We start from the raw sequence: 1598 nt of genomic DNA, 5'->3' as shown, positions 1-1598 counted from the left end.
GCGTCTGCTGTTCGGCATCGTTTTTCAACTTTGTCCTCTCCGTTCGTTTTGAGTGAGGCAGAACATACTCCATTTCGTACATAGTATGGGTCAATTCCGCAGCTCGTTTCGGGCTCATTTCAATCTTATACAAAACGAGTAACCGCTCCAACTCTTTGTAAATCGCGTACGCGACAAAAGCGATGCAAATGTGTGCCTCTATGCGCCGCTTCACGCGGTGGAATATTGGACGAATACGTAGATCGCTTTTTGAAATACGGAACGCTTTCTCGATTTGCCACAGGTGGCCGTAGTGCTCCACGATCTTTGCTGGCTCAAGTGTTGTATTTGTCACATATCCTTTCAGCCCGTCCCACACTTCATCGTACTTCATTTTCATCTCGTCAATTTTCACTTCCACCTCGCCTTCGAGAACAAGAAACTTGTTGTACCCCCGATTATTAATGTGCTGCTTGGTGAGTTTTCCGCTCTTGATGTTTTTCTTTAATCGTTTCAGTCCTTTTTCCCGATTATACCTGTCTTTGCGTGCTCGTTTATCCGAAAAGGTGACAATGAGCCGCGTTCCATCGGTTTTTTCGAGAGAAAACGAATCGCCATCTTTCATATCTTTTGCGAGTTCAAGGATTTTTGTTTTTACCGCATCTTTTTCGTTTTTTATGCGAGCTCCCAAAATGAACTCATATGCTTGTGCGATGAGTTTTTCGATGTTGTCTTTTGAAAGAAGGCCTGCGTCTGCAACGACCACCGGCCTATCAAAGCCGTATTTTTTCTGTATTTTCTCAAGTGTGGGAATGAGCGTATGCCCCTCGAAGGTATTTCCTTCGAAAATGTCATAGCCGATGGGGTAGCCTCCTTCTCCAACGAGAAGTCCGATCATAATTTGCGGGCACTGGAATTTGCCGTCTTTGGAAAAGCCAATTTTACGCAGATCATCCTCATCTTCGGCTTCAAAATACAGCGTGGTCATATCGTAGAACACAACAGAAATATTTCCGAGCGTTTTTTTCGTGTATTCGTAGGCGATGCGTTCAACTTTTTCTTTGTAGGCGCGGTTGAGAGTATCAAGGAAACGATATACTTTACTCACATCCACCGACAGACCGCGATATCGATACAGGTAATCTACGGTTTTCAATTTGCTCGTCGGATACGCAAGGCGCGCGATCACGATGTGGCGAAAGAGTTCCACGGGTACAGCATTGAAACCGATACGGTCAAACAACGTTCCGAAAATGGTTTCCGGACCGACGGTGCGTATTTGAGGATTCGAGGTGTTCTCAACGAAATTCTTTATGATGATGTCAGTTTCCGAAAGCGTGGAGAAAAGTGGCGGTTGTTCGTCCGGGTGGCGAAGATATTCGTTTGCTCGGCTCATGAGCAATTCTATTCTTTCCGGATCTTTTGATGAGCCGATGGTTTTTGCTACGCGATACTTCCCCCTTTGTTTGAAAATGATTTGCACACTTATCGTCCCACTTTTGTTCTTTTTCTTTCTGACGAACATTCCATAATTATATACGCGGGACACCCATTTTTCGATACCCACTTAGGTGGTTAAGCCGTATTTGGGCGAGTTTTTTGGGGGTGACGAAGACAGG

General features: G+C 45.0%; 1 protein-coding gene. It reads right to left on the bottom strand.

Annotation, left to right across the window (positions count from 1 at the left end):
* Positions 1–1504: IS1634 family transposase (locus tag Q8O71_00025; protein MDP2704780.1), on the bottom strand; the 1504-nt coding region annotated here is incomplete at its 3' end.
* Positions 1505–1598: the final 94 nt, after the last annotated feature.

The organism is bacterium, from assembly GCA_030690305.1.
Classification (GTDB): Bacteria; Patescibacteriota; Minisyncoccia; order Phycocordibacterales; family JAGLPS01; genus JBBUCK01.
The sequence above is the reverse complement of the archived record's forward strand: the minus strand, read 5'-3'. Positions and strand labels throughout refer to the sequence as shown.